23 protein-coding genes are annotated in these 24,435 nt (G+C 71.6%); 16 read left to right on the forward strand and 7 right to left on the reverse strand.

The window, feature by feature from the left end; translation table 11 throughout:
• The first annotated feature begins 41 nt into the window (after positions 1-41).
• Positions 42-905 carry a Cof-type HAD-IIB family hydrolase gene (locus AAW14_RS03960; RefSeq protein ID WP_265559931.1) on the forward strand — a complete coding sequence of 288 codons (864 nt, stop codon included), beginning with the start codon at positions 42-44 and terminating at the stop codon, positions 903-905.
• Positions 906-929: 24 nt separating this feature from the next.
• On the opposite strand, the gene AAW14_RS03965 is transcribed toward AAW14_RS03960, so the two are convergent.
• Together AAW14_RS03965 and AAW14_RS03970 are read right to left on the reverse strand one after the other, a co-directional pair.
• Positions 930-2,138 (reverse strand): SpoIIE family protein phosphatase, encoded by a 1,209-nt coding sequence (locus AAW14_RS03965; protein WP_265559933.1) that lies wholly within the window; start codon positions 2,136-2,138, stop codon positions 930-932.
• Positions 2,139-2,220: 82 nt separating this feature from the next.
• Complete coding sequence (locus tag AAW14_RS03970; protein ID WP_265559935.1) at positions 2,221-3,225, reverse strand: zinc-binding alcohol dehydrogenase family protein; 1,005 nt, start codon at positions 3,223-3,225, stop codon at positions 2,221-2,223.
• Between the two features lie 137 nt (positions 3,226-3,362).
• Here AAW14_RS03970 and AAW14_RS03975 point away from each other — a divergent pair, with 137 nt between their 5' ends.
• From AAW14_RS03975 to AAW14_RS04000, 6 genes are all read left to right on the forward strand, one after another.
• The gene (locus AAW14_RS03975; protein ID WP_265559937.1) at positions 3,363-4,160 is read left to right on the forward strand and encodes a VOC family protein; all 798 of its coding nucleotides are present in this window, start codon (positions 3,363-3,365) and stop codon (positions 4,158-4,160) included.
• Between the two features lie 87 nt (positions 4,161-4,247).
• Positions 4,248-4,934 carry a ribonuclease H family protein gene (locus AAW14_RS03980; RefSeq protein ID WP_265559939.1) on the forward strand — a complete coding sequence of 229 codons (687 nt, stop codon included), beginning with the start codon at positions 4,248-4,250 and terminating at the stop codon, positions 4,932-4,934.
• 248 nt (positions 4,935-5,182) lie between these two features.
• Positions 5,183-5,860: a hypothetical protein gene (locus tag AAW14_RS03985; protein WP_265559941.1), complete on the forward strand. Its 678-nt coding sequence runs from the start codon at positions 5,183-5,185 to the stop codon at positions 5,858-5,860.
• Positions 5,861-6,031: 171 nt separating this feature from the next.
• Positions 6,032-6,277: a ferredoxin gene (locus tag AAW14_RS03990; RefSeq protein WP_265559943.1), complete on the forward strand. Its 246-nt coding sequence runs from the start codon at positions 6,032-6,034 to the stop codon at positions 6,275-6,277.
• A complete protein-coding gene (locus AAW14_RS03995) occupies positions 6,267-7,661 on the forward strand; it encodes an NAD(P)/FAD-dependent oxidoreductase (protein WP_265559945.1) in 1,395 nt (464 codons plus the stop codon). The genes AAW14_RS03990 and AAW14_RS03995 overlap by 11 nt, the downstream gene beginning before the upstream one ends.
• Positions 7,662-7,718: 57 nt before the next feature.
• Entirely contained in the window at positions 7,719-8,957 is a 1,239-nt protein-coding gene (locus tag AAW14_RS04000) for a cytochrome P450 (protein ID WP_265559947.1), read from the forward strand.
• A gap of 72 nt (positions 8,958-9,029) precedes the next feature.
• On the opposite strand, the gene melC2 is transcribed toward AAW14_RS04000, so the two are convergent.
• Together melC2 and melC1 are read right to left on the reverse strand one after the other, a co-directional pair.
• On the reverse strand, positions 9,030-9,854 hold the full coding sequence (melC2, locus tag AAW14_RS04005; RefSeq protein ID WP_265559949.1) for a tyrosinase MelC2: 825 nt from the start codon (positions 9,852-9,854) through the stop codon (positions 9,030-9,032).
• 34 nt (positions 9,855-9,888) lie between these two features.
• Positions 9,889-10,290, reverse strand: a complete 402-nt coding sequence (gene melC1, locus AAW14_RS04010; RefSeq protein WP_265559950.1) for an apotyrosinase chaperone MelC1 — start codon at positions 10,288-10,290, stop codon at positions 9,889-9,891.
• 367 nt (positions 10,291-10,657) lie between these two features.
• Between melC1 and AAW14_RS04015 the strand changes: the two genes are divergently transcribed.
• Together AAW14_RS04015 and AAW14_RS04020 are read left to right on the forward strand one after the other, a co-directional pair.
• On the forward strand, positions 10,658-12,208 hold the full coding sequence (locus AAW14_RS04015) for an MFS transporter (protein WP_416223252.1): 1,551 nt from the start codon (positions 10,658-10,660) through the stop codon (positions 12,206-12,208).
• Between the two features lie 188 nt (positions 12,209-12,396).
• A complete protein-coding gene (locus tag AAW14_RS04020) occupies positions 12,397-13,038 on the forward strand; it encodes a TetR family transcriptional regulator (protein ID WP_416223257.1) in 642 nt (213 codons plus the stop codon).
• A 6-nt stretch (positions 13,039-13,044) separates the two neighbouring features.
• On the opposite strand, the gene AAW14_RS04025 is transcribed toward AAW14_RS04020, so the two are convergent.
• On the reverse strand, positions 13,045-13,671 hold the full coding sequence (locus tag AAW14_RS04025) for an alpha-ketoglutarate-dependent dioxygenase AlkB (protein WP_265559952.1): 627 nt from the start codon (positions 13,669-13,671) through the stop codon (positions 13,045-13,047).
• 364 nt (positions 13,672-14,035) lie between these two features.
• Between AAW14_RS04025 and AAW14_RS04030 the strand changes: the two genes are divergently transcribed.
• The 3 genes from AAW14_RS04030 to AAW14_RS04040 all read left to right on the forward strand — a co-directional run bounded on the left by AAW14_RS04030 (position 14,036) and on the right by AAW14_RS04040 (position 18,224).
• Complete coding sequence (locus AAW14_RS04030; RefSeq protein WP_265559954.1) at positions 14,036-15,082, forward strand: tetratricopeptide repeat protein; 1,047 nt, start codon at positions 14,036-14,038, stop codon at positions 15,080-15,082.
• Positions 15,079-16,113: a polyprenyl synthetase family protein gene (locus AAW14_RS04035; protein WP_265559956.1), complete on the forward strand. Its 1,035-nt coding sequence runs from the start codon at positions 15,079-15,081 to the stop codon at positions 16,111-16,113. The genes AAW14_RS04030 and AAW14_RS04035 overlap by 4 nt, the downstream gene beginning before the upstream one ends.
• Positions 16,114-16,445: 332 nt before the next feature.
• Positions 16,446-18,224 carry a M4 family metallopeptidase gene (locus AAW14_RS04040; protein WP_265559958.1) on the forward strand — a complete coding sequence of 593 codons (1,779 nt, stop codon included), beginning with the start codon at positions 16,446-16,448 and terminating at the stop codon, positions 18,222-18,224.
• Between the two features lie 63 nt (positions 18,225-18,287).
• Here the strand turns inward: AAW14_RS04040 and AAW14_RS04045 are convergent, their stop codons facing one another.
• Positions 18,288-18,962, reverse strand: a complete 675-nt coding sequence (locus AAW14_RS04045; protein ID WP_265559959.1) for an AIM24 family protein — start codon at positions 18,960-18,962, stop codon at positions 18,288-18,290.
• A gap of 260 nt (positions 18,963-19,222) precedes the next feature.
• On the opposite strand from AAW14_RS04045, the gene AAW14_RS04050 reads away from it, so the two are divergent.
• Positions 19,223-20,710: an FGGY-family carbohydrate kinase gene (locus tag AAW14_RS04050; protein WP_265559961.1), complete on the forward strand. Its 1,488-nt coding sequence runs from the start codon at positions 19,223-19,225 to the stop codon at positions 20,708-20,710.
• Between the two features lie 212 nt (positions 20,711-20,922).
• Here the strand turns inward: AAW14_RS04050 and AAW14_RS04055 are convergent, their stop codons facing one another.
• Positions 20,923-21,840: a LysR family transcriptional regulator ArgP gene (locus tag AAW14_RS04055; RefSeq protein WP_265559964.1), complete on the reverse strand. Its 918-nt coding sequence runs from the start codon at positions 21,838-21,840 to the stop codon at positions 20,923-20,925.
• 70 nt (positions 21,841-21,910) lie between these two features.
• Between AAW14_RS04055 and AAW14_RS04060 the strand changes: the two genes are divergently transcribed.
• From AAW14_RS04060 to AAW14_RS04070, 3 genes are all read left to right on the forward strand, one after another.
• The gene (locus AAW14_RS04060) at positions 21,911-22,522 is read left to right on the forward strand and encodes a LysE/ArgO family amino acid transporter (RefSeq protein WP_265559966.1); all 612 of its coding nucleotides are present in this window, start codon (positions 21,911-21,913) and stop codon (positions 22,520-22,522) included.
• A 111-nt stretch (positions 22,523-22,633) separates the two neighbouring features.
• A complete protein-coding gene (locus AAW14_RS04065; RefSeq protein ID WP_265559968.1) occupies positions 22,634-23,947 on the forward strand; it encodes an MFS transporter in 1,314 nt (437 codons plus the stop codon).
• 83 nt (positions 23,948-24,030) lie between these two features.
• A complete protein-coding gene (locus AAW14_RS04070; RefSeq protein ID WP_265559970.1) occupies positions 24,031-24,402 on the forward strand; it encodes a DUF6479 family protein in 372 nt (123 codons plus the stop codon).
• Positions 24,403-24,435: the final 33 nt, after the last annotated feature.

Genomic DNA, 24,435 nt, shown 5'->3' on the forward strand with positions numbered 1-24,435 from the left:
CGAGGCCCCTGGCCCACCCGTCGTCCCATGGAAAGCAGGACATGTCCGCCCCACCCTCGTGCCTCGTGACCACCCCTGAGCTTCCCGGCGGCCCCGTCGACGTCCGGCTCGTCGTCACCGACATGGACGGCACGCTCCTCGACGCCACCGGACGGATCCCCGAGGGGCTGTGGCCGCTCCTCGCCGAACTGCGCCGGCGCGGCGTGCTGTTCAGCCCGGCCAGCGGCCGCCAGTGCGCCACCCTGGAGCGGCAGTTCGCCGAGGCGGGCGACGGCATGGTCTTCGTCGCCGAGAACGGCACCTACGTGGTGCGCGACGGCGTGGAGCTCAGCTCCGACCCCCTGGACGCCCCGACGGCCGCCCGCGTCGTCGCGACCACCCGGCGGCTCGCGGCCGACGGTGTGGACGTGGGAGCGGTCCTGTGCGGGAAGAGGTCCGCCTATGTGGAGCGAGCCGACGACGCCTTTCTGACCGAGGCCAGGAAGTACTACGCCCGGCTGCGGCCGGTCGAGGACCTGACCGCGGTCGACGACGAGTTCCTCAAGGTGGCCGTCTTCGACTTCGGAACCGCGGAACGGACCACGGCTCCCGCCCTGGAGCCCTTCGCAGCCACCCACCAGGTCGTCGTCTCGGGCGAGCACTGGGTCGACATCATGAATCCCACCGCCAACAAGGGCGCCGCCATACGCGGGCTCCAGCGCGACCTCGGCATCACGCCCGCGCAGACGATGGTGTTCGGCGACTATCTCAACGACCTCGAGATGCTCGACACCGCCGAGTGGTCCTTCGCCATGACCAACGCCCACCCGGAGGTGATCCGGCGGGCCCGCTACCTGGCACCGCCCAACACCGAGAACGGCGTCCTGCGCACGATCATCCGTGTCCTGGGCCTGCCCACCCCCTGAGCTCGGCCCCCGGCCGGCGGCTGCTCACCCCTCGTGGCGTGAGTGGATGCGCGCGGCCAGAACCGCGACGTCGTCCTCCGCATGGTCGGCGTCGAGACGGGTGAGGACGTCCGTGAGCAGTTCGTCGACGCCCGCCCCCGGCGGCAGCCGCAGCCCGGCCAGCCGGGCCAGCGAGACGTCGATGTCCTCCTCACGGCGCTCCACGAGCCCGTCCGTGAACATCAGCAGCGTGTCGTCGGTCGTCAGCTCCCGCGTTGCCAGTTCATAACCGCCGACTCCCGTCCCGAGCGGGGGTCCCACCGGCACGTCCAGCAGTTCGCCCGTCCCGTCCCCACCGAACAGGGCGGGCGGCAGATGGCCGGCGCTGGCCAGCGACGCCCTGCGCCGCGTCGGGTCGACCCGGACCAGCAGACAGGTGGCCGGACGCCGGGTGCCGTTCTCGGCGACGGCGGCGTCCAGCCGACGCAGCACGCGGTGCGGCGGCAGGTCCGTGGAGGCGACATACCGCAGCATCGAGCGGTATGCGGTCATGTCGACCGCCGCGTCCAGCCCGTGCCCCATGACGTCGCCCAGCACCAGCAGGGTCCGCCCGTAGTGCAACCGCACCGTCTCGAACCAGTCCCCGCCCACCAAGGCCCCTCCGCCCGCGGGCAGATAGCGCGTGGCGAGGTCCAGGTTCGGATGCGGCCGTCCCGGTTCGGTCAGCAGCGCCCGCTGGAGGCGGAACACCGTGCCGCGCACGGCCGTGTACTGCTGCGCGTGCCCCAGGTGAACGGCCGCCAGCCGGGCAGCGAACTGCACCAGGGAGGTCTCCCGGTCCGTGAACGGCGGACCCTGCCGCACCGCCACCAGCACCCCGTACGACCGCTCGTGCGTCTGCAGTGGCACGGTCATGACCTGGCGCGGAACACGCCCGGGCAGGTCCATGGACGCCGTGACCGGATGCCCCTTCTCCAGCGCCTGCAGGTACAGGGAGCGGGCGCCGTTCGCGCTCCACGGTTCGAGCAGTTCGGCAAGGCCGCCCGCCGCCACCCGCTCCAGACCCGCCTCGGCGGCCGACGGCGCGGACGGGGCCTCCTCGGGCAGCAGGTCCACGGCTGCGGCGTCGCACACACGGCGGCAGACGTATGCGGCCAACTCCTCGCACGTCGTCTGCTCGTCGAGCGTCGTACCGATCGACTCGAGAGCGTCCTCCGCGCCGTACGGCAGGTCCGCAGAGTCCTCAGCGCCCACCGCGTCACCTCCGCGACCACCCGTCTCAGAGTCCACCCACGCATTCAACAGCCCCGGCCGCACCAGCGCGGCACCGACCCCGTCAGAGATCGTTCACCAGCACCGCCGCCCCTTCGAAGCGGCCCGCCCTCAGATCGCCGAGGGCCCGATGCGCCTGGGACAACGGATAGCCGTGCGTCGTGGCCCGCACACCGTACCGGGCCACGAGGCCGAGGAACTCCCGGCCGTTCTCCCGCGTGTTCGAGGTGACGCTGCGCAGTTGCTTCTCGTAGAACAACTCGCTCTCGTAGCGCAGCGACGGAACGTCGCTCAGGTGGATGCCCGCGACCGTCAGCACTCCACCCCGGTCCAGCGCCCGCAGGGCCACCGGCACGAGATCGCCGGCAGGCGCGAACAGGATCGCCCCGTCCAGCGGCTCCGGCGGCTGGTCGTAGGCGCCGCCCGCCGACGCGCACCCCAGGTCCAGCGCGAGCCGCCGCGACGCCTCGTCCCGTGTCAGGACGTGCACGGTGGCGCCCTGTGCCAGGGCGACCTGGGCGCACAGATGGGCGCTGCCGCCGAACCCGTAGAGCCCGAGGCGCCCGCCAGGCGGCAGCGACGTCCGCAGCAGCGCGCGATAACCGATGATGCCCGCGCACAGCAGCGGCGCCAGCGCGACGTCGTCCACATCCGAGGGCAGCCGGTAGGCGAAGTCGGCGGGTACGGTCGTGTACTCCGCGTAGCCGCCGTCGGCGTCCCAGCCGGTGTACTCGGAGCCCGGGCACAGATTCTCGGCCCCGCGCACGCAGTACCGGCACGTGCCGTCCGTGCGGCGCAGCCACGCCACCCCCACCCGGTCGCCGACCGCCCATCCGCTCACTGTGGGACCGGCCTCCGCCACCACGCCCACGACCTCGTGCCCGGGCACGACCCCCGGCAGGCGCACCGGCAGGTCGCCCTCGGCAACGTGCAGATCCGTGCGGCACACACCGCAAGCCCGCACCCGTACCAGCAGCTCGCCGCGCCCCGGCACCGGAACCGGCCGTTCCACGAACCGCAGGGGCTCCCGCTCGAGGGGCCCCGGCCGCTCCACCACCCATGCGCGCATCGTCTGTGCCCCGTCTCCCGTCCACGACCCCCTCGCTCCAGTGTCGGACAGGACCACGGTTCGGCGCGCGGCGCGGTCCGGGCCTGGCTAGCGTGAGGAGCGCAACCCCAGCTGTCGATCGGGGAAGGTCGAATGCCATGGCGGTACAACCCGAAGGAACACCCTGTTGGGCCGACGCGATGTTCAGCGATCTCGAGGGGGCCAAGCGCTTCTACGGCGATGTCCTCGGCTGGACGTTCGGCGAGTCCTCGGCCGAGTACGGCAACTACACGCAGGCGTACGCGGACGGCAAGGCGGTCGCCGCCGTCGTACCGCCCATGCCCGGGCAGGAGGGGCATTCGGCCTGGTGCCTGTACTTCGCCTCGCCGGATTCCGCCGCGACCGCACGGAAGATCAGGGACAACGGCGGCGAGGTGCTGATGGAGCCGATGCAGGTCGGCGACTTCGGCACCATGACCCTGGCGCGTGACCCGAGCGGTGCCGTCTTCGGCCTCTGGCAGGCGGGCACCCACGAGGGCTTCGAGGCCAGGGGCGTGCCCGGTGCGTACTGCTGGGCCGAGGTCTTCACCCGCGAACCGGAGAAATCCGACGCGTTCTTCCCCGCCGTCTTCCCCTACCGCGCCAAGCAGATCGACGACGCGGCTGTCGACTTCCGCATCTTCGAGCTGGACGGGGGCCCCGTGCTCGGCCGCATGAAGATGACGGACGACTTCCCGCCCGAGGTCCCGCCGTACATCAACGTGTACTTCGCCGTCGACAACTGCGACGCGGCCGTGGAGCGGGCCACGAAACAGGGCGGTGTCCTGCGGTTCGGGCCGTTGGACAGCCCGTTCGGCCGGTTCGCCGCGCTGAGCGACCCGCAGGGTGCCAACTTCTCGGTCATCGACGTCACCACCACGCAGGGCGAGATGCCGAAGTCGACGGACGTGTCCTGACCGGCGGAATCCGCCATCGCCCCGGCCCGCGGGCCGCCCGGCAAGGGGCTTCGTGCCCCGGGCCCGGAGCGGTGGCAGGACCGTGGCATGATCGGGGGCATGGCTGAACGTGTTGTGGCCGCCTGCGACGGGGCTTCGAAGGGAAACCCGGGACCTGCCGGATGGGCCTGGGTGGTCGCCGACCACGACGAGGTCCCCGGCCGCTGGGAGGCCGGCCCGCTGGGCACGACGACCAACAACGTCGCCGAACTCACGGCGCTGGAACGCCTGTTGACCGCCGTCGCCCGGGATGTCCCGCTGGAGATCCGGATGGACTCCCAGTACGCGATGAAGGCCGTCACGACCTGGCTGCCCAACTGGAAGCGCAACGGCTGGAAGACCGCCGCCGGCAAGCCCGTCGCCAACCAGGAACTGGTCGCGCACATCGACGAGCTGCTCGACGGCCGTGAGGTCGAGTTCCGCTACGTCCCCGCACACCAGGTCGGCGGCGACCCCCTCAACGACTTCGCGGACCGCGCCGCAAGCCAGGCGGCCACCCTCCAGGAGCAGGCGGGAAGCAACCACGGCTCGCCGGAGCCGCCACCGTCGCCCGACCCGGTCGCCTCCGCACCGGGCCGCCGCGGCACGCCCGCGAGGAAACGCACCTCCAGCCGCACGATCAAGGCGAAGTTCCCGGGCCGCTGCGTCTGCGGACGCTCCTATGCGGCGGGCGACCCCATCGCCAGGAACGCCCAGGGCTGGGGCCACCCGGAGTGCCGGACGACCGGCGACTAGGCGGTCTCCGACGAGACGCGGCGCCCGCCCGGCGGGCATCGGCGGACACCTCCTGGCGGCGTCCTGCCCGGTCGACGGGACGGGCACGGCGCCGGGCAGGCCCGCAGGCGGGGCACCGCGCCGAGGCACGACCGGTCCTGCGACGTACCTCGTGACGGTCCCCTGCCGTTCGGCCGCCTTCCGGTGGCGGCGCTCCCCGTGCGGCGGCTTGCTGGTGCCAGGAGCCGCCGAGTGGAAGCGAGCCGTGCATGTCGAGAACGGGGCCCACGCGGCAGGTGCTGCAGACTCCGCGGGCCGCCGGGCTGGCAGGAGTCGTCTTCGCGCTGCTCCTCGCGGCGGCGATCATCCTGATCCGGCTGGGGATCCCCGAGGGCGCCGAAGCGGTCCCCCCTCAGGGATTCACCGACTCCGCGCGGCGCGAAGCGGTGCGGGCGGCACTCGCGCTCGTACCGTTCGCCGGCATCTTCTTCCTCTGGTTCCTCGGCGTCATTCGGACCCATGTCGGCGACGCCGAGGACAAGTTCCTCGCCACGGTGCTCCTCGGCAGCGGGCTGGTCTTCGTGGCCACCATGTTCGGGGCGGCGGCCGCCGCCGATGGCGTGCTGGCCACCGCCAACCCGTCCGGCAGCCCACCCGGCCCGCCCACCTGGGACTTCGGCCGCCACTTCGCGTACACGCTGATGACGGGATACGCGATGCGGATGGCTGCGGTCTTCGCGGCCTCCATGTCCACGATCGGGCACCGCCTGGGGGTCCTGCCGCGCCCGCTGACCCTGCTGGGTCTCCTCACCGCACTCACGCTGCTCTTCGTCGCGACGAACGTGCCCTGGTCGGAGCTGGTCTTTCCGGCCTGGTCGCTGATCATCAGCCTGCACATCCTCGTGGCGAACCGCCGCTCCCGGCCAGGCACCCCGGCGGTGTCCTGACGCGGAAGCGGGTGGCGGCGTGCCCCGTCACCCCTTCGGCGTGCCTTGGCGAGCGCGGCCCGGTCCGGCCCTCGATGCTGTGGCGTGGGGGCAGATGACCGCCGTCCGTCGGGGCGCCCGCCGAGCGGGCGGCGCCCCGACGGACCTGGCAGCCGAAGGGGCCGAACGTTGATGAGGCTTGTCGTCGATCTCAACAAGTGCCAGGGATATGCCCAGTGCGCGTTTCTCGCGCCGGATGTCTTCGCCATGCACGGCGAGGAGTCGCTCGTGTACAACCCACTCGCCGAACAGGAGCAGCGGGAGAGGGTGGCGCGCGCCGTCGCTGCCTGCCCGGTGCAGGCGATCACGGCCGACGGACTGGACGACGCCGGCGAGCCGCCCGCCGAGCCCGGGCAGGAGGCGGCCCATGGACGGTGACGCATTCCTCGAGTGGCTCAGACGCGAGGGCCGGATCGTGATCGTGGGTGCCTCGCTGGCGGGGCTGCGGGCCGCCGAAGTCCTGCGCGCCGAGGGGTTCTCCGGATCGCTCACCATGATCGGCGACGAGCCGTACGAGCCGTACGACCGTCCGCCGCTGTCCAAGGCGGTCCTGCTGGGCAAGGCGTCCCCGCAGCACACCGAGTTGCCCCGGCGCCGGGAGATCGACGCGAAGTGGCGCCTCGGCGTCGCGGCGACCGGCCTCGACCTGGCGGCCAAACGGGTCCGGCTCGCCGACGGCGACGAGGTGGAGTACGACCGGCTGCTGATCGCGACCGGAGTACGCGCCAGGCCGTGGCCGAAGGAGTCGGAGGCGCAGCTGGACGGGGTGTTCGTGCTGCGCACACGTGACGACGCGGCGGGCCTGCACCGGCGGCTGAAGGCCTCGCCGCGGCGGGTGTTCGTGATCGGCGCCGGTTTCACCGGTTCGGAGATCGCCTCCGCATGCCGGGAGCAGGGCGTCGCGGTCACCGTGGCGGAGCGCGCGGGCGCCCCCCTGGTCGGCGCCCTCGGCGGGGTGGTGGGCGCGGTGGCCGCGGAACTGCACCGGGAGAACGGCGTGGACCTGCGCACCGGTGTCATGGTCACCGCCCTGGAGGGTGACTCGTCGGGCCGGGTGCGGGCCGCCCATCTCTCCGACGGCACGGTGGTCGAGACGGACGTGGTGATCGTCTCGCTCGGTGCGACCCGCAACACCGAGTGGCTGGCCGGGTCCGGGCTCGGGGCCGGCCCCCGGGGCATCGCCTGCGACGCGGGCTGCCGGGCTTTCGACTTCCGGGGCATCGTCACCGACGACATCTTCGTCGCCGGTGATGTGGCCCGGTCCCCGCACCCGCTGTTCAACTACCAGTTCCTGTCCCTCGAGCACTGGGGCAACGCCGTCACCCAGGCCGAGGTCGCCGCGCACAACATGATCAGCGCCAGTGCCGAGCGGCAACCGCACATGTGGGTCCCCGCCTTCTGGTCGTCACAGTTCGGCGTGAACATCAAGTCGGTCGGTGTCCCGTCCCTGGGCGAGCAGATCATGATCACACAAGGGTCGCTCGCGGAGCGCCGGTTCATCGGGGTGTACGGCTACCAGGGCCGTGTCATCGCCGCCGTGAGCTTCGACAACACGCGATGGCTGGAGTTCTACCAGCGGTTGATCGAGTCGGGCGCGCCCTTCCCGGTGGAGTTCCCGACGGTGGACCGCCGTCCCGAGGGCCGGCAGCCGGTGCCGGCCGACTTCCCCGACCCGTCCCTGCCGAGTCACGGCCCGACCGTGACCCTCAGCGGTTACTCACCTGCCGACCGGCGGCTGGTCTTCACGCCGGGCCGCCACTGACCGCCGGCCGGCGGTCCGCTCGGATCCCCTAGGCCCTTCACGCCCCAAGGACCCCTCATGACGCAAGCCTCGCTCCTGCGCCAGATCACCGACTACGCCAATCGCGCCAACCCCTATCCGCTGTACGAGGAACTGCGCAAGACCCCGGTGCTGCACGAAGGGGACGGCGGCCCCTACCTCATCAGTTCGTACTGGGACATCGAGAGTCTGCTCCACGATCCGCGGATCAGTTCCGACGCCGCCAACCTTGCCGCCGCGGGCGCCGACGAAATGGGCGGCCCGGAGGCTACGGGACTGCCGCCGAGCTTCATCCGGCTCGACCCCCCGGAACACGACCGGCTTCGGCGCATCGCCAACCGTCCCTTCGGCCCGCCGCACAGCCCCCACAAGATGGACTCCATGCGGCCCGAACTCGCCGAGATCGTCTCCGGTCTGATCGACGGCCTTTCGGGCGAGGGGCAGATCGACCTGGTCGACCAGTTCGCCTACCCCTTCCCGGTGACCGTGATCTGCCGGCTGCTCGGGGTGCCGCGCGAGGACGAGCCCCGCTTCCGCAGCTGGGTCGACCCGATCGTCGCAGGCCTGGACCCGGACACGGGCAGGGAAGACGCGGAGCGCCAGAAGACCGCGCAGGAGGCACGGCTTCAGCTGGGCATGTACCTGGCCGGGCTGGTGGAGCAGCGAAGCAAGGAACCCCGTGACGACATGCTGTCCCAGCTGGTGACCAGCCACGGCCCGGACGGCCCCATGACCACGATGGAGGTGCTCAGCACCGCGGTGCTGCTGCTGATCGCGGGCCATGAGACGACGGTCAACCTCATCACCAACGGCATGCTCACCCTGCTGCGCCACCCGGAGGTCCTGCGGCGGCTGCGCGACGAGCCCGGCCTGGCCGTGAACATCGTGGAGGAGCTGTTGCGCTACGAGCCGCCGGTGCAGCTCGTGCCGCAGCGCACCTGCATCGCGGACATCGACGTGCGCGGGATCACCATTCCGAAGGGCTCGAGGATCTGGCTCGTGCTCGCCGCGGGCAACAGGGACCCGGAGCGCTTCGAGGACCCCGACCGCTTCGACCCGGACCGCCGGGACATCCAGCACCTGGGCTTCGGCAGCGGTGTCCACAGTTGTTTCGGCGCGCCGCTGGCCCGGCTGGAGGCACAGATCGCCCTGTACGAACTGGCGCGCCGGCTCGACAACCCCCGACTGGTCGAGGACCCGCCGCCCTACCGGCGGAACGCGGTGCTGCGCGGCCCGCGCCATCTGAACATCGCCATCGACGGTGTGCGTCCCCGATGACCGCATGGGCCCCGGCCGCGGTGTGCGCCCCTGGTCAGGGGCGCACACCGCGAACACGGCGCTGCCGCGGCCTCAGTCGGTGTCGAACGTGTAGTAGGTCCTGTGGTCCAGCAGGTCCGCGGGGCGCACGTCGTTCCACGGCTTCATCGGCTCGTCGAGGTCCACCACGTTCGGGGTGCCGCGCAGCGGAAGGTAGCCGGAGCGCGGGTGCAGCCGCTGCCACTGGGCCCACAGTCTGTCGATGTAGGCGTGGTGCATCCAGAAGACGGGATCGTTGGGGGAGACCCCGGTGGCCATCTGACCACCGACCCATACATGGACGCGGTTGTGCAGGTTGACGCCTCGCCAGCCCTCGAGATGGTTGCGGAAGCCGTCCGAGGCGCTGTTCCAGGGCGCCATGTCGTACGTGGACATGGCCAGCACGGAGTCGACCTCGGCCCGGGTCGGCAGCTCGCGTCCGCCGTTGCCGAGCTCGCGCCGCAAGTAGGTACGGTTGTCCACGCGCACGGTGATCTGCCAGTTGCCGGTGGCCGCGGCGAACGGGCCGTCCATCACCCGCCCGTCGAGGCTGCGTCCGGTGCCGCCGAGGAAGTCTGGTGCCCACAGCGACGAGCGCGGCGAGCGGTCGGTGGTCCAGTCCCAGTACGGCAGCGCGACTGAGGAGTCGACGGACTGCAGGGCCTGCTCGAACTCGATCAGGAACCTGCGGTGCCATGGCAGGAACGAAGGCGACCGGTGGCCCGTCCGCTCACCGGTGTCGGTGTCGCCCATGATGAAGGAGTTGTGCGTGGTGACGAAGGCGTCGTAGCGGCCGTCGCGCTTGAGCGCCACGAACGCGGCGACCAGCCGCCGCTTCTCCTCGGCGGTGAGGTTTGCCTGGTTCTTGCGTACGGTCATGTGCGGGAACTCCTGAAGTCCTGGGTGCGGGCGGTCAGCTGAAAGGGACGAGCGCGGCGCCCTGCAACTGCACGACGGCGGCGCGTGCGACGGCCAGGGGGCTCGGCACGGGCTCGTAGTGGCTGACCACGCTGATCCAGCTGCCGTCCGCGTTCCGCATCACATGCAGTTCGACACCGTCGATGAACACCCCGTACCCGAAGCCGTGGTGGTGACCGCCCAAGGCCGGGCGCCCCTGTATCCGGCGGCCCAGGTACACCTCGTCGAAGGACTCCGGGCCGCCGTGGTCGTGTCCGGAAGTGCCGGTGGACGAGGGCTGCCCGGCGGCGAAGGCCGTGACGGCCTGGACCCCCAGGCCGGCGGTGGCGGTGACGGCCGCCCCGGCCACCAGGGCGCGTCGACGGGTGAGATCTTGGCTGCGGGGGCGTTCGGACATAGGAAGTCCTCCTGGATCGCGGCGGGTTGACGACCCGTCCTGCCTATCGGCCGACCGGCGCGACCGGGAAATCACAGACGGCAGGTTGGCTATGATCAGGACAATTGCCCATATGCCGTGCAAAGTTGAACAAAGATGATCTTGCTGTGAGGGGCGTCGGGGGTGCGCCGGACGGGAAAGTTCCGCCCCGTTGTGGAGTCCTCGAGGGGGATCCTTCGTGGCTCGGGCCCGACGGGTGGTCCCGCTCACGTCCGCGAAATGACGCGAACCATCCTCGGCCGCCCTCGGCAGGGTGCGCCGCCCGCCATCCCTGCCCGGCGGGCGCCGGACGTCGTTGATTTCCTTGGTGAACAGTCATTCACTCGCTATGGTGAATGGGTATTCACCTGAATTCCCGTACCGACCGCTGGAGCGCCCCGTGGCCCCGATACCCGTCCCGCCCGCCCGGTCCGCGCCCCCTGCAGGACCGGCCGGGCGGCCGGGGATACGGGGTCGGTTGACGGTCCCGGTGCTCGCCCTCGGCGGCGCGCTCATGGCCGTCATGCAGACGGTTGTCGTGCCCCTGCTGCCCGACCTGCCCCGGCTCACCGGCGCCTCCGCGGGCACCGTCTCCTGGATGGTCACTGCCACACTGCTGTCCGGCGCGGTCCTCACCCCGGTGCTCGGGCGCGCCGGCGACATGTACGGCAAGCGGCGCGTGCTGCTGATCGCCCTCGCTCTCATGACGCTGGGCTCGCTGCTCTGCGCGCTCACGTCCGACGTCGGCGTGCTCATCACGGCACGTGCCCTGCAGGGCGCGGCGGCCGCCGTCGTCCCGCTGTCGATCAGCATCCTGCGCGACGAACTCCCGCCCGAGCGCACCGGATCCGCTGTCGCGCTCATGAGCTCCACCGTCGGCATCGGCGCGGCGCTCGGCCTGCCGCTGGCCGCGCTCGTCATCCAGTACGTGAACTGGCACGCCATGTTCTGGGTGACCACCGGCCTCGGGTCCGTCGGTCTCCTGCTGGCCTGGTGGGCGGTGCGCGAGTCGCCCGTGCGGACACCCGGCCGCTTCGACGTCCTCGGGGCGCTGGGGCTCGCCGCCGGGCTGGTCTGCCTGCTGCTGGCCGTGTCCCAGGGGGGCGACTGGGGGTGGGGAAGCCCCAGGATTGCCGGGCTGTTCGCCGGCTGCGTCCTGATCCTGGCACTGTGGTGCCTCCAGCAACTGCGCGCCGAGCGGCCCCTGGTCGACCTGCGCCTCGCGTCCCGCACCCGGGTCGCCCTGCCCCACCTCACGGCACTCCTCGTCGGCTTCGGCTTCTACGCCAATTCGCTCGTGACGGCACAGCTGGTCCAGGCGCCCAAGGCCACCGGTTACGGGCTCGGTCTGTCGATCGTGGGCAGCGGTCTGTGCCTGCTGCCCGGCGGCGTGATCATGCTGCTGTTCTCGCCGCTCTCGGCCCGTATCTCGGCCGCCCGCGGCCCCCGGGTCACCCTCGCCCTCGGCGCGGCCGTCCTCGCCCTCGGCTACGCGGTGCGCATCGCGGACAGCCGCGACCTCTGGATGATCATCGTGGGCGCAACGACGGTCGCCACCGGTACGACCCTCGCCTACTCGGCGCTGCCCACGCTGATCCTGCGCGCCGTACCGTCGGGCCAGACCGCATCGGCGAACGGTGTCAACGTGCTGATGCGCACCATCGGCCAGGCCACATGCAGCGCCGCCGTCGCCGCGATCCTGGTCCACCACACCAGCCCGGTCTCCGGTGCGCCGGTGCCCACGCTCCACGGCTATCTGCTGGCGTTCGCGATGGCGGGTAGCGTCGCACTGGTGGCCTGTGCCGTCGCCCTCGCCATCCCTGCGGACGGTGCCGGCGGTGTACGCCGTCTGCGCGGGAGTGCGGCGGCGTCCCACGACGAGGCGCTGGAAGGAGCCTGAGTACGGTGAGCACCTCGCCCATGACAGCCCGGACGGATCACTCCACCTCGGACACCTCAACACCGGAACAAGGGGACCGTCCGGTCGGCCGCGACGCCGCGACGACCGCCGGGGCCGGGGCACGGCACGGGGCCGCCGGGTCCGAGCCCCCGGCATCCCACGGGGACGACGCACCCCGGCCCCCGGCACTGCGCCGCGCCGAAGGGACCAGAGCCCCCGGCCGTCGCGACGCCGAAGGGACCAGAGCCCCCGGCCGTCGCGACGCCGAAGGAACCAGAACCCCCGGCCGTCGCGACGCCGAAGCGACCAGGGCTGCCATCCTCCGTGCCGCCCGCCACCTCCTCGCCCGGCACGCCCACGCGGACATCACGCTCAAGGCTGTTGCCGACCGGGCCGGGGTCAGCCCGCCGCTGATCCTGAAGTACTTCGGCAACAAGGAGACGCTCTTCTCCCAGGTCATGTCCTTCGAGACGGACGCCCTCGCGTTGCTGGACGCACCGCTCGCCGACCTCGGCCGGCACATGGTCCGCCATGTTCTGGTGAGTCAGGCCGAACACGGCGCCGACCCCCTCCTGCGCATCGTGTTCGCGCCTCTGCACGGAGAGCAGGGCGACATTCTGCGCGCCAACTTCCGCACCCAGGTCGGCGACCGCCTCGCGGCGCGCCTGAGCGGTCCGGACGCGGGCCTGCGCGCGGAGCTCGCCGTGGGCACGCTGCTGGGCCTCGGGGTGATGTTCGGCATCGCGCGCGGGACACACCTGCGCGCCGCCGACGTCGATGACATCGTGGACCGCTACGCACCGCTCGTGCAGGGGCAGCTGACTCCCTGACCCGGGTCAGTTCACGCCCTGCGGCCGGAACTGAATGCTGATCCGCGGTCCGGTCGCCCGGGTGCTCTTGGGGATCGCATGTTCCCATGTCCGCTGGCAGGAGCCGCCCATCACGATCAGGTCGCCGTGCCCGAGGGGGCGCCTGATGCTCTGTCCGCCGCCGCGCGGCCTCAGCGCGAGATCGCGGGGCGCGCCCACCGAGAGGATGGCGACCATGGTGTCCTGGCGCGCGCCCCGGCCGATCCGGTCCCCGTGCCAGGCCACGCTGTCCCGGCCGTCCCGGTAGTAGCAGAGCCCTGCCGTGACGAAGGGCTCGCCCAGCTCCTCCGCGTAGTGCGCCGACAGGGCGTCGCGAGCCTCCTCGAGAACGGGGTGGGGCAGCGGGTCGCCGGCGCGGTAGTAGGAGAGCAGTCGCGGCACGTCCACCGTCTGCTCGTACATCTGCCGCCGCTCGGCATGCCACGGCACCCCGGCAGCCAGCTTCTCGAACAGCGCGTCGGCCCCGTTCAGCCAGCCCGGCAGCAGATCGATCCACGCCCCGGCAGAGAGCCGAGTGCGGCGCAGCCCGTCGAGCGGGCCGAGACGGAGGTCGTCGGTCTGGTCGAACAGCGAGCCCTGGAGATGCACGGACATACCAGGCAGCGTACCCCCTGTTTCGAAAATATGTTCTGTTTGGAGATCCTGCGGCCGACTCCTCGCGTGGCGTGAGTCAACTCCTTTGCTGCGAAGCAACCTTGGGGGCGCGGGTGACGTCCTGATCAACAACGGGCGGGTGGCCCGACCGATCACCGGACGAAGTCCCGGGCGGATGTCCGGGACGCTATACGCGCCGTGTATACACGTCGTCTGTACACAATGTGCATAGATGACGCGCATACACGCGATGGCGCGTCTATGCGCGCCCCTGGCGAGCCGGCGATGTGCCTCCCGTCGCTGACATTCCAGACCCGCCGAACCGCGCGTATGAGCCCGGCCGGCGGCAGACCGAAAGGCACTCATGTACGGCAAGGCCTTCGCCCCGGAGTACCAGGGCGCCCTCACCTCCCTGTCGGTGAACTCCTCGCTCACGGACGTGCTGGCCGCGGGCACCGAGCAACTGCGCGCCGCCGAGCGTGCCGGGGCCCGGGAGGAGGCCGCCCGCTCCGGACTGGCGGTTGCCGAGGCGCATCGCAGGCTCGGTCAGGTCGCCGACGCGGACCGGGCCTGGAAGGCGAGCTACCGCACCGCCCGTGAGGCGGGCGACACAGGTGCGATGGCCTGGGCCCTGTGGAGCGGCGGCACCCTGGCCAGGCAGCGCGGCGCGCTGCCGCTGGCCTGGCGGCTGCTGAGGCTCGCGGCCGACCTCGGCGAGCGGGCCGGGGACGTCGTCGTCCGTGGGTATTCGCTCGCGGGAATGGCCGAGACCGGTCGCATCCAGGGCGACTACGAGGCCGTGACCGCCCTGCACGAACAGCTCCTGGCCGAGGCGCGCCGCCGCGGCGAGGCGCGCCACACCGTCTGGGCGCTGGAGGGCATCGCCCAGATACACCGCAACACCGGCTCCTACGACACCGCCTACGCCATGTTCGAGGAGGCGGCCGGGATCGCCGAGCGCGCCGACGACCGCCGCGGCCACGCCTGGGCATTGCGCGGCCTCGCCGACATCCTCTCGGTCCGCGACGGGGACACCGGGCGTGCCCTGGAACTGCTCGCCGAGGCGGAGGCCACCTGCCGGGAGATGAACCTCACCGGCGCGCTCGCCTACAACCACAAGATGCGCGCCAACGTCCTGTACCGCGCCGGGCGCTACGAGGAGGCGCGTGACGTCTACGCCCAGGCGCTCGCGGAGTTCGAGGGGATGAGTGAGCCCCGCGGCCGGACCCTCGCCCGCCTCGGGCTGGTCAAGTCGCTCGCCCGGCTGGGCCGCGACCGTGCCGAGACCACCGCCGACCTAGACGCGCTCGCCCACACCCTGGACGGGATCGGGCTGCGGCACGGACGCGAGATGGTCCAGCGGGCGTACGAGGAACTGGGCCTCGGCGCAACCGGGGAGGCCGGCCGATGACCGCCCCCACCGCGACGGGCGTCCTTGGTTCCCCGCGGACGGACGCCGACGCCGGCCGCATCCTGAACCGTGCCCGAGATCTCGTCGCCCCCGCCCTCGCGGAGTCGGTCGCCACCCTGCACCCCTGGGTCGCCGAGATGGCCGACTACGCGCTCGGACGGCAGGAGCAGGACTCCGGCCGCCGCCAGGGCAAGGGCGTCCGCCAGGCGCTCGCGGTCCTCGGCGCGGAACTGCCGGGCGCGCCCGCCACCGCCGGTGTACCGGCCGCCGTGGCCGTCGAACTCGTACACACCTTCTCCCTGTTGCACGACGACATCATGGACGGCGACGCCCTTCGCCGAGGTCGTCCCGCCCTGTGGAAGGCGTACGGCACCGGTCCCGCAGTCCTGGCGGGCGACGCGCTGTTCGCCCTCGCGGTGCAGACGCTGAGCACCGCCCCGGCGGCCGTGCGCCGACTGACCGTCGCCCTCGGCGACCTGGTCCACGGCCAGGCCGACGACCTCCTGTTCGCCGACCGCCCCTGGACCGGCCCCGAGTCGGTGTCCATCGGGGAGTACGAGGCGATGGCCGAGCGCAAGACGGGAGCCCTGCTCGGCTGCGCCCTCGCCCTGGGCGCCCACTTCGGCGGTGCGCGCGACGAGACGGCGTCCGCGCTCGACCGGGCAGGCCGTCACCTCGGCGTGGGGTTCCAGATCGTCGACGACCTGCTGGGGATCTGGGGCGATCCCGACGTCACTGGCAAACCCGTCCACAGCGATCTGCGTGAGGGCAAGAAGACCCTCCCCGTCCTCGTCGCCCTGGACACCACCCGGGGCCCCGAACTGGCCGAACTGCTCGCCGCCCGCGACGACTCGGGCGTACGGCGGGCGGCGGCCGCGGTTGCGGAGGCGGGCGGCCGTGCGACCGCCCTGCGTGCGGCGCGCCGTCATCTCGCCGCCGCGAACTCCCTCCTGGACTCCGTGCCGTGCTCGCCGCGACCCGCCGCCGAGCTGCGCACCCTGGTCGCAGCCCTGTCCAGGCGCACGGTCTGACGCGCCCTCGCCTCCGGCTGCCGACGGGGAACCGGGCCGGAGGCGGTGCGACGTCGATCACATCCATTCCCTGAGCCACCGGTGCACGCAACCCGCCCAGGCGCTGGGTCATCTCACCCTGCGACGCACGGCTGGTCACCAACTGGTCACCCAGGCATGAACATTCGTAAAAAGATCACCTTGAAGGCCGTGAAAGGGATCTTTCCGTCTTTACATGTACATGGTGAATCCAAGAGGGTGGCGCTCCGGGGCCCGACCAGCCCCCGCGGCGCTCAACAGCGCTGTGACGACGGGCGGTTGGCGAACCTTCCGCCCCGTTCCGAAGGAACTTCGTGCGCAGACCCCACATACGCGGCCTGGCCGTCGCCGTCACCGTGACGACGGCGGCCACGCTGCCGGCCGTCCCGGCGCTCGCCGACGCCCCCGCAACCACGGTGGCAGCGGCTTCCTCGCCGGTGGACGCGGCCCGGGCCGCCGCATTCGCACACGCCTCCGCCACAGGTGTCACCCGGGGGGACACCCTTCAGGCGAAGGACGTCATGACCGACCCGGACGGCAAGCAGCACGTGCGCTTCGTCCGGACCCACCAGGGGATGCCCGTCCTGGGCGGCGACCTGGTCATCCACCTCGACCGGCACGGCGGCTACCTGGACGTGACCCGGGCCACCGCCCACGCCGTCCAGCCGGCCACCACCCAGGCCAAGCTGACGGCCGGGCAGGCCGAGCAGAAGGCCGCCGCGGCCGCCCAGGGCGACGCCGGCGCCGCCGAACTGGTCGTGGACGCCCGCGACGGCGGCTCCGACCTGGCCTATCAGGTGCGCGTCACGGACAGCCGCACCACCCAGGCCGATGGCTCCCGTACGGTCGTCGTGGACGCGCTGACCGGCCGGATCCGCAGCAACACGCCCGACAGCGACGAGTTCATCTCGCCCTCCCTCGTGGAGACCCTGCGCAAGCGGGGCGAGTCGGCGTCCCCGGAGACCGACGTGGTGCCCGCCGCCTCCGCCCTCACGGCGGCGACGGCCTCCTCGGCCGCCCGCTACCCGGCCCCTGCGAACGGCACCGGCGCCTCCCTCTTCGTGGGCACGGTGCCGCTGACCACCACGCAGACCGCCCGGAGGACGTTCGTCCTCAAGGACCCCACGCGCTGGGACACCGAGACGCGGGACGCCAAGGGCCGGGTGCTGGAGGTGTTCTCGCGCGGCACCACGTTCACCAGCACCACCGACAAGTGGGGCACCGGCACCGTCTCCAGCCGCGCCACCGTGGCGGTCGACGCCCAGTACGGCATCACCAAGACGCTGGACTTCTACCAGAAGACCTTCGGCCGCAAGGGCATCAGGAACAACGGCGCCGGTGCCCACGCGATGGTCCACTTCGGCAACAAGGTCGGCAACGCCTTCTGGGACTCTCGGTGCGGCTGCATGCTGTACGGGGACGGAGACGGCGACCTGTTCAAGAAGCCGCTCGTCGTCCTCGACGTGACCGGCCACGAGTTGACCCACGGCGTCGTCGACGCCACGGCCGGCCTCGAGCCCACCCGCGTGGACCAGGACGGCAACCAGCACGGCGAGCCGGGTGCCCTGAACGAGTCGCTCGCCGACATCTTCGGCACCGGCGTCGAGTTCGCCACCAACAACCCGAAGAACCCGCCCAACTACCTGATGGGCGAGAAGCTCGGCCTGCGGCAGAAGTTCCTGCGCCGCCTCGACCACCCGTCCCTCGACAAGCTCGAGGGCACGATCGACTACTGGTCGCCCGCGGCGTACGACACCGAGGTGCACGCGGGCTCCGGCGTCTCCTCCCACGCCTTCTACCTGCTGGCCGAGGGCAGTGGCAGGAAGACGATCGGCGGGGTGGCGTACGACTCGCCGGCCTACGGCGGCCTGCGGGTGACCGGCATCGGACGGGCCAAGGCCCTGGCGATCTTCTACCGGGCGCTGACCCGCTACATGGTCTCCACGACGGACTTCCACGACGCGCGCAGCGCGACGCTGAAGGCCGCCGCCGACATGTACGGCGCCCACAGCACCGAGTACAGGACGGTCGACAAGGCGTGGGCGGCCGTCAACGTGACCGGCGCCAACGCGCCGTCGGCAAACGGGCGCTGACGCGCAGTCCGGGTACGGACGCTGACGAAACGGGGGCCCCGCTCGACGAGCGGGGCCCCCGTGTCAGTGGTGCTCCTTGTGCACTGTCAGCTCACTGGGCCGTACGACCACATATCCCTCACCCTCCAGTTTCAGCTGAACGGCCTCGCCCGAACCGCCGCGCAGCATCGAACCGATGGACTGCGACCGGTGCAACGAGGTGTTCAGCCGGGCCGTCCAGCCCACCACCGCGTCGGTGTCGACGTACACCGGCTGCTGCGGGGAGACGGGTATGACGAGCGGATTGCCCTCGCAGATCAGGCCCAGCCTGCCGTGCCCCGTGAAGACACTGTTGAACAGCCCTCCGCCGGTGATCCCCGCACCCTTCACGGTCCGGATCTCGTACGACAGGGTGGCGTCGAAACAGAGCACGTTGCGCCCGTTGACGGTGACCTCGTCGCCCGGTTCGACGTCCACGACGAAGCAGTTCTGCGCCTCGTGCGCGAACCACGCCTCGCCCTGGCCGCGCACGGCCATCAGCGGCAGCCCCTCACCGGTGACCGCCCGCTTGAGCATCCCGCCGACACCCTGGCCCTTGCGCTCGAACTGCAGGTTGCCTCGGTAGGCGACCATCGCCCCCTGCCGTGCCACCATCTCGCCGTTCACGACATAGCGGATGGACTTGGCGTTCTGCACCGACATGCCCGGCGCGCCGGCCGGCTGCACCATGTGGTCACTGGAAAAGAGATCACCCTTCATGCGGGCATCCTGGCCCGGAGGAGGGAATTCCGCCAAGATCGCAGGTGTCGGGAATCAGCAACAAATCGGCATACCCGGGCGCCGATTCGGCCGCACCCCGCCCGGCGGGACGCCGATGACCGCGGTTGCCGGGGACCACAGCGCCCGGAGGCGTCCGCGACGTTCCGGGCGGGCGGCAGCGACTTCTCCGTTTCGGCCGGTGATCACCGCGGAAGAGGGGAACGATGTCCCGGGAGTCTCGAGGCGGAGGACGACAGCGCATGACGGTGCTCGGTGTCGACATCGGTACGTCCAGCAGCAAAGGCGTGCTGGTCGGGGCGGACGGGACGGTTCTGGGCACCGCGGTGCGCCCGCACACGGTCAGCCGTCCCAGACCCGGCCATGTCGAGATGGACGCACACCTTTGGTGGGACGAATTCGCCTCGCTCGCCCGTGAACTTGTCACGCCCGGCACCGTCGTCGACGCGGTCGGCGTCAGCGGCATGGGGCCGTGCGTCGCCCTGACCGACGAGACGGACACACCGCTGCACCCCGCCATCCTGTATGGCGTCGACACCCGCGCCACGGCACAGATCGCCCGGCTCGAGGCCGAACTGGGCCGTGATGCCGTCCTGGGGCGCTGCGGCTCCCTGCTGTCCACCCAGGCGGTCGGCCCCAAGATCGTCTGGCTCGCGGAGCACCGCCCCGATGTCGCCGCCCGCGCCCGGCGGCTCTACATGCCGAGCTCCTACCTGGTGCACCGGCTCACCGGCGCATACGTCCTCGACCACCACTCGGCCAGCCAGTCCCTACCGTTGTACGACTCCACCGCCGAGGAGTGGTACCGCCCCTGGTCCCGCCGGATCGCGCCGGACATCGAACTGCCGCCCCTGCTCTGGCCCGGCGACGTCGCCGGCCGGGTCACTGCCGACGCGGCATCCGTCACCGGGCTCCCAGCGGGTGTTCCGGTCGTGACGGGGACAATCGATGCCTGGTCGGAGGCGCTGAGTGTGGGTGCCCAGCACACCGGCGACCTGATGCTCATGTATGGCAGCACCATGTTCCTGATCAACACGGTGTCGGAGCGGCTTCTGGTGCCCCAACTGTGGAGCACGGTCGGCGTGTTGCAAGGAACGCGCAGCCTCGCGGGCGGCATGGCCACCTCCGGTGCGATCACCGACTGGCTGCGGGACCTGCTCGGCACGCCCGACCACGGCGCGCTGCTCGCCGAGGCCGAGGCGTCCGGCCCCGGCGCGAAGGGCCTGTTGATGCTGCCCTACTTCGCCGGGGAGCGCACACCGGTCTCCGACCCGGACGCCCGCGGCGTGATCGCCGGACTGACCGTGGAGCACACCCGGGGCGACCTCTACCGCGCCGCCCTGGAGGCCACCGCCTTCGGTGTGCGGCACAACGTCGAGGCGATGCGCGCGGCAGGCGCCGACATCCGGCGGGTCGTCGCCGTCGGCGGAGGCACCCGGGGCGGACTGTGGACCCGTATCGTTTCCGACGTCACGGGCCTGGAACAGGAGATCAGGACCGTCACACTGGGGGCGAGCTACGGCGCGGCGTTCCTGGCCGCCGCCGCGATCGGCGACCCGGACATCGACGCCTGGAACCCGGTGCGCGAGCGCATCGCACCCGACGACCGCCGCCGTCACGTGTACGACGACCTGTACGACCTCTATCTGCGGCTGTACCCGGCGACCCGCGACATCGGCCACGCCCTCGCCCGCCACCAGCGCTCCACCGCGGACGCTCCACTCGGGTGAGGGCCTGCGGTTCAGCCCTTGATCTCGGCCCAGGCCTGCACCCGCCTGGCGTAGGGCAGGCACCCTCCTGGGGCAGGACGGCCTTGACCTTGGCGCCCTCGCTCTTCGCGCACGGGTGGGCGCGGCCGGGCAGCCATGACGGGCTGCGGCTGGTCCCGTGCGACGCCATCCCGCTCGTCCTAGTGGTGGCGCAGGGCCGGCGGGGCCGTGTGTCAGGTGTGTGAGCCCAGGCCCAGCGACCGCTCCGACGCCGCCACGACCGCCGTGGCGACCGCGGCCAGTGCGGGGGACTCCAGCTTCCACTGCTGCCAGTACAGCGGGACGTCCGCCGGCCGGTCCGCCGCCAGGTGCAGCAGCCCTCCGGACCGCAGCAGAGGTTCGGCCTGCTGCTCGGGGACCATTCCCCACCCCATCCCGGCCGCCACCGCATCGACGAAACCCTCCGAGGTCGGCACGAAATGCCGCGTCGCCCCAGCGCCGTCGGCCAGGCGCAGCCCGCGCAGAAACCGGTCCTGCAGGTCGTCGTGCCGGTCGAAGCCGACGACGGGCGCGTCGGCGATCACCTCGCGCAGCGGCACCTCGGGCCATCCGCTCAGCCAGCGGGCGACGAAGGCCGGGCTCGCCACCGCCAGGTACCGCATCCGCCCCAGGCTCCGTACGCTGCAGCCCGTCACGGGATCCGGCGACGAGGTCACGGCGGCCATCACCTGTCCCTCGCGCAGCAGCGCCGCCGTGTGGTCCTGGTCCGCCCGGCGCAGCTCGTAGGTGATCCGCAGCTCCTCGGGCACCCGGGTGAGCGCGGGCAGGAACCAGGTCGCCAGGGAATCGGAGTTCACCGCGATCGACAGCCGCGTCGGCTCTCCGGCGCTGGTCATACCCAGCTCGGCGCGCGCGTCGCGCTCCAGCCGGGCGAGCCGGCGCGCGAACCGCACGACGACCTCCCCCGACTCGGTAGGGCGCACCGGTTTCGTCCGGGTCAGCAGCACCCGCCCGGTGCGCTGCTCCAACGCCTTGACCCGCTGGCTGACGGCCGAGGGCGTCACGTGCAGCGCCTGGGCGGCCGCGTCGAACGTGCCCTCGTCCACGACCGCGAGCAGCGTCCGCACCTGGTCGAGGGGAAGCTCTGTCATCACGAATACTAATCATACGTAAAAATCTTTAGCTGTACTCCAGGCGTCCGCCCTCCTTAGCGTCCCTGTCATGACCCACGCTCTGGCCTCCCTGGCCGCCGGATTCGGCACCGGCCTCTCCCTCATCGTCGTGATCGGTGCCCAGAACGCCTTCGTCCTGCGCCAGGGCATCCGCCGGGACGCCGTACTCGCCGTGGTCGGCATCTGCGCCCTGTCCGACGCACTCCTCATCGCGCTCGGTGTCGGCGGGGTCGGGGCGGTCGTGGTGGCCTGGCCCGCGGCACTGACCGCCGTCGGCCTGACCGGCGGCGTGTTCCTCCTCGGATACGGCGCCCTCGCCGCCCGCCGGGCCTTTCGGCCCTCGGCGCTGCGGGTGGAGGGGGAATCCGAGCGCTCCCGCCGACGTGCCGTCCTCACCTGCCTGGCCATGACGTGGCTCAACCCGCACGTCTACCTCGACACGGTCTTTCTGCTCGGCTCGATCGCGGCCGGTCATGGCTCACTGCGCTGGACCTTCGGCCTGGGTGCGGCCCTGGCCAGCCTGTGCTGGTTCGCCTCCCTCGGGTTCGGTGCCCGGCTGCTCGGCCGTTTCCTTGCCCGCCCCTCCTCCTGGCGGCTGCTGGACGCCCTGGTGGCGGCGACGATGATCGCGACCGGCGGCATGCTGATCGTCGGCGCCTGAGCCGCGGAGCCGGTGACCGGCCGCCGAACGGCGCCCCGGATGCCGGGGGAACGGGGGGATCGTTGATAGTGAACCCGGAATCGAAAGGTGTACGAGGCAGTTGGGAACCCCGTGGACACGAGCGAGAGTACGACCGACGGCGGAGCGGCACCGGACGGCGACCGGCCGGACGACAGCGGAGCCAGTCGCCGAGGCTGGCGCCGCTGGGCGATGGACACCCGGCCGCTGCGCCGCCCCGCCTACCGCCGCCTGTGGTCGTCGACGATCGTGACATCCGTCGGCAGCCAGCTCACCGCGGTTGCCGTGCCCAAGCAGATCTACGACATCACGGGCTCCTCGGCATGGGTGGGCTACGCCGGCCTCGCGGGCCTCCTGCCACTCGCGGTCTTCGGGCTGTGGGGCGGCGCGATCGCCGACAGCATGGACCGCCGCAGGCTGCTGCTGATCACCAACTCCGGTCTGGCCGTCACATCCGTGCTCTTCTGGGTGCAGGCCGCCACCGGCCTCGACTCGGTCGTCGTGCTGATGGCACTGCTCGCCCTCCAGCAGGCCTTCTTCGGTCTCAACTCCCCGGCCCGCAACGCCTCCATCGCCCGTCTGGTCCCGGCGGACGAACTCCCGGCGGCGAACGCGCTGGGCTCCACGGTCATGCAGACCGGCCTGGTGGCAGGCCCTCTCCTCGCCGGCGTCCTCATTCCCGTCATCGGCCTGTCCGACCTCTACCTGATCGACGCCCTCGCCCTGAGCGTGACTGTGTGGGCGGTCGTCCGGCTCCCCGCCCTGCCGCCCCTGACGACGGCGGCGGCGCAGAACCGGGCGGGGTGGCAGGCGATGGCCGAGGGCTTCCGTTACATCTCGCTGCACAAGGTCCTGCTGCTGTCCTTCCTCGCCGACATCATCGCGATGGTCCTCGGCATGCCCCGGGCCCTGTTCCCCCAACTCGCGGCCCGGACATACGCCTCCTACGGGGAAGGTCTCGCACTCGGTCTGCTCTTCGCGGCGATCCCCGTCGGCGCCGTGCTCGGCGGCCTGCTGTCCGGCACGTTCTCCCGCGCGCGGCGGCACGGCCTCATGGTCATCGCGGCGGTGATCGCCTGGGGCGCGGCCATCACCGGCCTCGGACTGACCGCCAACCTCTGGGCGGCCGTGGCCTTCCTGGCCGCCGCCGGAGTCGCCGACATGGTCTCGATGGTCTTCCGCGGTGCGATCCTGCTGTCCGCCGCCACCGACGAGATGCGGGGCCGGATGCAGGGCGTGTTCACGGTCGTCGTCGCGGGCGGCCCGCGCCTCGCCGACGTTCTGCACGGCACGGTCGGATCTGCACTCGGGGCACGCACGGCCATCTCGGGCGGCGGCCTCCTCGTCATCGTGGCAACTCTCGGACTTGCCGTGGCGACACCGGCCCTTCGCGAATACCGGATCTGAGTCCCGACAACCCGAGAAACCCGAATTCCCGTTCAGGTAAATCTCCAGGGGCAATGCGAATTCAACGGGGGTATCGTCATGGCATGAATACGGCGAGCTATGCAGTACTGGCTGTATCGCAGGAACAACTCAACGTGTTCTTCGCCTTCCTCGGCGGCATGGTCGTCTCGGGGGCACTGATCTGGGCCGTTCGGCTCGGTATGACCGTCCGGGACCAGGAACCGGCACCGCCCAGCCCGGAGGAGCAGCCCCATCTGCCCGACGGCGGAGCGGTGCACGAGGAACAGGAAGTACGCGAGCCCGAGGAGATGCCGCACGCGGCGCAGGAGAGCGAACGGCTCATGCCGTACCAGCTCCACCACGCGGCCAGCAAACGATGTGACGACCAGGAGCGCAAGCGCTGGCTCCCGGGATCCAGCGGCGCGTTCGGCAGCGGCGGTCCCGGTCACGTCTGATCCGGTGGCACCACTCGGGCGGGGAGACACACT

Source organism: Streptomyces hygroscopicus (assembly GCF_026168105.1).
In the GTDB taxonomy this organism is placed as follows: domain Bacteria; phylum Actinomycetota; class Actinomycetes; order Streptomycetales; family Streptomycetaceae; genus Streptomyces; species Streptomyces hygroscopicus_D.

Bases quoted from the DNA above. Each gene is read 5' to 3' on its own strand.
- AAW14_RS04070 (WP_265559970.1), top strand. From the start codon at position 24,031: ATGAATACGGCGAGCTATGCAGTACTGGCTGTATCGCAGGAACAACTC.
- AAW14_RS03975 (WP_265559937.1), top strand. From the start codon at position 3,363: ATGGCGGTACAACCCGAAGGAACACCCTGTTGGGCCGACGCGATGTTC.
- AAW14_RS04035 (WP_265559956.1), top strand. From the start codon at position 15,079: ATGACCGCCCCCACCGCGACGGGCGTCCTTGGTTCCCCGCGGACGGAC.
- AAW14_RS04025 (WP_265559952.1), bottom strand. From the start codon at position 13,671: ATGTCCGTGCATCTCCAGGGCTCGCTGTTCGACCAGACCGACGACCTC.
- AAW14_RS03990 (WP_265559943.1), top strand. From the start codon at position 6,032: ATGAGGCTTGTCGTCGATCTCAACAAGTGCCAGGGATATGCCCAGTGC.
- AAW14_RS04060 (WP_265559966.1), top strand. From the start codon at position 21,911: ATGACCCACGCTCTGGCCTCCCTGGCCGCCGGATTCGGCACCGGCCTC.
- AAW14_RS03960 (WP_265559931.1), top strand. From the start codon at position 42: ATGTCCGCCCCACCCTCGTGCCTCGTGACCACCCCTGAGCTTCCCGGC.
- AAW14_RS04030 (WP_265559954.1), top strand. From the start codon at position 14,036: ATGTACGGCAAGGCCTTCGCCCCGGAGTACCAGGGCGCCCTCACCTCC.
- AAW14_RS03980 (WP_265559939.1), top strand. From the start codon at position 4,248: ATGATCGGGGGCATGGCTGAACGTGTTGTGGCCGCCTGCGACGGGGCT.
- AAW14_RS04015 (WP_416223252.1), top strand. From the start codon at position 10,658: ATGGTGAATGGGTATTCACCTGAATTCCCGTACCGACCGCTGGAGCGC.
- AAW14_RS03985 (WP_265559941.1), top strand. From the start codon at position 5,183: ATGTCGAGAACGGGGCCCACGCGGCAGGTGCTGCAGACTCCGCGGGCC.
- melC1 (WP_265559950.1), bottom strand. From the start codon at position 10,290: ATGTCCGAACGCCCCCGCAGCCAAGATCTCACCCGTCGACGCGCCCTG.
- AAW14_RS04000 (WP_265559947.1), top strand. From the start codon at position 7,719: ATGACGCAAGCCTCGCTCCTGCGCCAGATCACCGACTACGCCAATCGC.
- AAW14_RS04050 (WP_265559961.1), top strand. From the start codon at position 19,223: ATGACGGTGCTCGGTGTCGACATCGGTACGTCCAGCAGCAAAGGCGTG.
- AAW14_RS04055 (WP_265559964.1), bottom strand. From the start codon at position 21,840: ATGACAGAGCTTCCCCTCGACCAGGTGCGGACGCTGCTCGCGGTCGTG.
- AAW14_RS03995 (WP_265559945.1), top strand. From the start codon at position 6,267: ATGGACGGTGACGCATTCCTCGAGTGGCTCAGACGCGAGGGCCGGATC.
- AAW14_RS03970 (WP_265559935.1), bottom strand. From the start codon at position 3,225: ATGCGCGCATGGGTGGTGGAGCGGCCGGGGCCCCTCGAGCGGGAGCCC.
- melC2 (WP_265559949.1), bottom strand. From the start codon at position 9,854: ATGACCGTACGCAAGAACCAGGCAAACCTCACCGCCGAGGAGAAGCGG.
- AAW14_RS04045 (WP_265559959.1), bottom strand. From the start codon at position 18,962: ATGAAGGGTGATCTCTTTTCCAGTGACCACATGGTGCAGCCGGCCGGC.